A 5,408-nucleotide genomic window follows, 5' to 3' on the forward strand; every position below is an offset into this window, starting at 1 on the left:
GATGGGCATCCAGGATAACGTTACATATTACGGATGTACGTATTGAGAAATTACATGATGTAACTGAAGAAGATGTCATTGCCGAGGGAGTTGAGCAGATTCAAGATTTGTGGAAATGCTACGGAAAAACGGATGAATGTAAAGCTGTTCATAAGAAAGGATACGATAAAAGAACGTCCGCCATAGCCAGTTACATGTCTCTTTGGGACAGCATCTGCACCAATCCCTGCCACAAATGGGTCAATAACCCTTGGGTGTGGGTGATCGAATTCAAAGCCATGTACGCCAAGTTCGATCCACAAATCAAAATCTGTACTGTCCAACAGGTGACCCGGGATGCCCATGCTCTGGATCATCGAGTATCCAGACACCGTGAGGGAGACCGTGTCCCTGCGATCCTCGAAAATGGTGAGTACGTCTTCAAAAGGGAAGCGGTCAAACGCCCATGAAAAATCTATTTTCGAATGGCATCCAACCGCATCACAAGGTCTCTTGGCCGGAGATGGGTATACCGACGCAACATCTGCATGGTCTGATGGCCAGATATTGCAGCCACCTCCTGGTCAGATAGTCCAGACTCGACGAGACGGGATACGGCTTCATGCCGTAGATCGTGGAAATGGAACCCTTCAACGCCGGCTCTTTTGAGTACCGTCTGCCAGGGTTTGGTGAGTGTATACGGACGACGCACTCCATCTTTCCCGGGGTCTCCAGGGAACACCAGGTCTGAATCCGTTGGTCGGAAGATCCAATTGACCGCCACCCCAAACACTCGAACAGCCTCCCGGGTCAATGGCACAACCCGTTCCGGTTTGTTCCTGGCTTTCGTTTTGTTTGGTGGGATGCTGGCCAGCCGGTTGACCAGGTCAATATCCTGGACCCGTAACCGCAGTATCTCTCCCTGTCGCATGGCCGTCTCCAATGCGATCCGCACAATCCACCCCAACATCGGGTTGACATAGGCGTCGCAGGCCGCCAGCAAGCGGGCTTCCTCATCTTGGACCAGCCGTCTATCTCGCCCAGGAGCAAGACCCGGCTTATCAACGAGATCGACTGGATTCACCTCCAGCCCGATTCCCCATTCACGAATGGCAATCCGATACAAATGTCGGATCAACGCAAAATCGAGCCGGATTGTGTTCCCGGATTTTCCCTCACCAACTCGGCGATCACGAAATTTTGCCAGGATCGGGGCCTTCAGAGTGGCCAGGGTGTATTCCCCGATGTATCGACAAATATTATTTGCCCTGTTGATTTCGTCCCGATGCGTATTGGGTGCCTTTTGGAGGGAGACGCTCTTCAGGTATCGGTCGAAAGCGTCCCGGATGGTGATGGTTTCTGACGCTGATCTGTCAACAAATATCCCCCTGTTCATAGAGTCTTCCGCATTGGCGACAAACGCCTGAGCATCTTTTCGTTTGGGGAATGTTCTGGAGACGACCGGGTAGCCTTTTTTGCGGATCAGGACACGCCAATGACCTGACGGGAGTTTGTGGATCGTAGCCATTGGAGTTCCTTACCATTGGCTAGGTCAGTAAATCAAGAGGCATCCTCACTGTACACAAATTGTTCACGTCATCTAAAACAGACCAAAAAAAAGGGTTGGATATTTAATCCAACCCCTTGATTCTTTTTGGTGAGCCGTGCTGGAGTCGAACCAGCGACCCACAGATTAAAAGTCTGTTGCTCTACCGACTGAGCTAACGGCCCAACGCAGACCGGTCTCCTGGACTGAAACCACATCATCCCGTGTGTGTAGACCGGAAACACGCATCCTAGCAAAAAATTATTGCGGAGAAAACCTCTGAAACGCACCTGGTTGAATTTTTTTTTGGAAAATGGTGGAAAAAAGTAGCAGAAAATGAAATATTCTGGTATATATATTGCTTAAACAAGGGTTTGCGCCTGATTCGAATCAAATCAAAAAAACGGTGTCTACCGAAGGATTTTGAACCTATTGTTCAAAATATACTCTAAGAAAGATTCAGGAGCCTGGGTTGACCGAATCGGCGAGTCTTGCTGAAAATAAACCATATTTTGATAACGTGCCCGGGTCCGGGTCGAGTTGAGGGGCCGGTAAGCGGCGAGGGATTGGTGAATTGATGGTGTACCAGAATGTTGGGAACGATGCAACGAGGAGAGCCTCATGAATTTGATGTGTTGGCATTTTGAAATCGACACCCTGCCACATTTCAGGGAAACAGAAGCTGAAATGCGGGATGGCCGGGTAACCCTGTGTCTTCCTTTCGGCGTGTGGTCCGATCCCTCTTTGCCCGTCAATATTGTGGTTGAGATTTCCCTGGACGACGCGACCCCCTTTTGTATTGGCTTTGATCTGGATAACCCCCGTGGCCATGTGCGTGGCATCACCCTGGACGACATTGCCGTGGAAAGGCTTGCCAAACGCCAGACAGCCCGCTGGTATCTGGATATGGAAGAAAATCTGGGCCGCAAAAATAATCGGTATTATGAGGCCTTCGTATACAATCTTCCCCGCAATGCAAAAATTCGCTACGAAATCAGGGTCCAAACTATGGGACAGGCATCCCATCGGCTTGGACCTCATACGCTCTACAGTGCCCTGCCCGATTTTGCCCGCGACGACATTCTGGCCATTTCAGCAGGCAATGGCTCGATTGATGATGCCTTTGCCCTCTACTACAGGCAGGATGAGCGTTTCCATCATTTGCGTGCCGATCTGCTGGATATCAAGGCCGTGCGAATGAATTTCCAATTGGCGGTAGGACATCATTGGTACGATTTGACCCAACGGGGCTTCAATCCGGGCCAACTGCCAACCCTGCCGTTGATCAATCCCTTCCATGATACGGTGGTCATTTCAATCCCAAAGGCGGATATCGGGCAGATCGACCATGTCTGGTGGCGCGGTGAACGTTTCGATCTGGAAAAAAAACACCAGGTCGGTCAGGCCAGGATCATGTTCATCAACGACTGCCGCCACACTCTGCATGACTCGTTTGAATATCCGCATTCAGGATACAATCCGCCCCGGACCAGTACCCGGATGGCCCTGCGCGATGAACGGTCTCTGGGCAGCAGCCATCCCAACAGTGCCGAAGGAGAAATCGGCTGCGGTTACATGTTTACCCTGGATGCCTATCGTCGGCATCGTCTGCCACACCTCTGGTCCTTCAATGGGGGATTTTTGACCCTCCTGGCCCAGGAGTCTCCAAAAGATCTGGACATCATGAAAGCCGATGTGGCCCATGGTCTTCTGGAACCCACCATCGCCGGAGCTGGAGGCCATTTTCTCCCCTATTTCCAGGAAGAAACGAATCGCCATGCAATCCAGGGCGGTATCGACATGGTGCGCAATATTCTGGGCCACTGCAATACGGTATTTTTCCCGGAAGGAAAATATTATCGGCAAACCCCCAATGTGACTCGTGCCTTGCAACGTGCGGATCAAATTTGTTTTCTGGTGGTGGATGGTTCCACGGGTTTCTGGCCCTACCGGGAAACGGTCCAGACCAACGCCCATGCCGATGGGATCTATATCGACGATCATTATCTCTGGCAGGATCGGGAAACGGGTCTCTATCTGTTGTTCATTACCGATGAGGTGCGGGAAAAATTATTGGCCGCTTCTGCCTGGGAACGGCAACGGGGTAAACTCGAAAAAGATTTGCGGCGCAAATTTTTCTATTTTGCCGCCAATCCAGAGATTCGCCGCCATCACCTCATGGTCTATGGCGACCATGCCAGTCGGATTTCCGGCAACGGCTGGTTTGCAGAGACCGACGCATGTTGTGAAATCGACCGACGGTTGGCGTTTGAAAGTGCCCTGGAATGGATCGCCGCCCACCCGTGGATCCGGGCCATCACCACTGCCAACCTGAATCCCGATCAGGAGTGTGTCGGGACGCTCGACATGCAGTCCGCCATTGCGCCTGAACTCGATCCGGGAGGAGTGGCAGGCAGGGATGTGTATGGCAAGGAATTTCACCTGGATGCCTGGTACGACAATTGGAAGGTTTTTCCCTCATTCTGGATGGGACAGACCCTGGAAGAAATATCCCAGGGCATGGAATATGCCATACTTGACTGGCCACCGGCCTATCACAATCGCCTGTATGACCTCGCCAGAATCTCCTATGGCTTTTCCCTGCATCGGGCGTTGTGGAACAAACAGTCCATCAGCCCGATTGCCGGTCTGAATATCAATGAACGCCATGATGTCATCGAGCCGGATGATGGGGCCATCACCACGACCTTGCAATGCCGGAATGCCCAGGTCTACCTGAACGCGGCGGTCTGGGCTGAATGGGCAAAAACCGACGCAACGACGGAAACATTCTTGAACAGTGGACCGCTCATGGAGCCGTTGCGTTTCGTTCGCTACCGCAACCTGAAATGGCGTGCCGAACGGTTTCGGGACCGTCCCATCCTGGAAACACCTCTGCATTGGGACCGGGATGTGGCCCCCAATTCCATCTTGTACAATCGCAAGGTGCTGGTGGTCATGGACGAAAATGGGGGGCGTATCACCCATCTGTTCACAATGCATGGGGGTGTGCCTTGCTGTGTCAGCGGCACCTTCAAGGGCTATTCTTTTCTGGCCGGTGACAACAAGTACGGAGAGACCCGGATCTGCGCCGGTGAAATCGTCCAAAATACCGTTTACACCCCCAATCATGCCTACATTGCCTGTGACGTGCGGCAGAGTCGTGGCAGTACTGGAAAAAAATATGATCCCCGCAGTGGCGTGGCGCGGGAAGTGGAGTGCCATTATCCAGACAATTTCAATGCCTATCGCATGACCCAGGTCAGTGCGAATACGGTGGAATGGTCCTATCAAAGGACAGGCCCGGCTCCGGCGTGGACTTTGGAGTCATTTCGCAACCACCTGGCCATGGATCGGGAGGCGCGTCTCCATGGCCATGAAGGAGTCGTGTTTCACCAGGATCCACCGTTTTCCAAACGTATCTCTTTGGATGATCGCACCCTGACCATTCGCTATATCGATGTGCAGCCCGGCCATGTCGTGGCCAATGAGTTTTGTGCCGATCTGAATGGGGCCGTGCAGTTGGGACAGCGCCACCGTTTGCACTGGGTGGACGATCATACGGTGGAGTTTGTGAGCGGTGAAAAACGTACCGTGCGTCTGGAACTTCTGGATCGCTGTGTGTTGACGGCAGAGACCCAGGAAGGCGAAGATAATCTGCGTCTCCATCGGGTATTGACCGACTGTATCGAAATGGAAGCCCCGGAAGGGGGAGCCTTTGCCTATCGCATCATTGTCGGCGAGGATTGAACGAACGATATATCCGAGAATAACCCTGACAAACCAGACATGCAGACGGACGAACGACGTGCATAAGGTCAGGCAGTCGGAGGACAGACGGGCAATTGGAGGACAGACGGGCAATTGGAGGACAGACGGGCAA

3 protein-coding genes and 1 tRNA gene are annotated in these 5,408 nt (G+C 52.4%); 2 read left to right on the forward strand and 2 right to left on the reverse strand.

What is annotated here, in order from left to right; genetic code table 11:
* A partial coding sequence (locus HQL65_18705; GenBank protein MBF0138269.1) for a hypothetical protein occupies positions 1-449 on the forward strand: 449 nt, incomplete at its 5' end.
* Positions 450-454: 5 nt separating this feature from the next.
* On the opposite strand, the gene HQL65_18710 is transcribed toward HQL65_18705, so the two are convergent.
* The gene (locus HQL65_18710; GenBank protein MBF0138270.1) at positions 455-1,507 is read right to left on the reverse strand and encodes a site-specific integrase; all 1,053 of its coding nucleotides are present in this window, start codon (positions 1,505-1,507) and stop codon (positions 455-457) included.
* Positions 1,508-1,634: 127 nt separating this feature from the next.
* Positions 1,635-1,710, reverse strand: a tRNA-Lys gene (locus HQL65_18715).
* Positions 1,711-2,146: 436 nt separating this feature from the next.
* Here HQL65_18715 and HQL65_18720 point away from each other — a divergent pair.
* Positions 2,147-5,275 carry a hypothetical protein gene (locus HQL65_18720; protein ID MBF0138271.1) on the forward strand — a complete coding sequence of 1,043 codons (3,129 nt, stop codon included), beginning with the start codon at positions 2,147-2,149 and terminating at the stop codon, positions 5,273-5,275.
* Positions 5,276-5,408: the final 133 nt, after the last annotated feature.

This window comes from Magnetococcales bacterium, from assembly GCA_015228935.1.
Taxonomy (GTDB): domain Bacteria; phylum Pseudomonadota; class Magnetococcia; order Magnetococcales; family DC0425bin3; genus HA3dbin3.

What these genes read in the sequence shown, in the direction of transcription:
- HQL65_18710 (MBF0138270.1), bottom strand. Translation starts at nt 1,507, where the DNA reads ATGGCTACGATCCACAAACTCCCGTCAGGTCATTGGCGTGTCCTGATC.
- HQL65_18720 (MBF0138271.1), top strand. Translation starts at nt 2,147, where the DNA reads ATGAATTTGATGTGTTGGCATTTTGAAATCGACACCCTGCCACATTTC.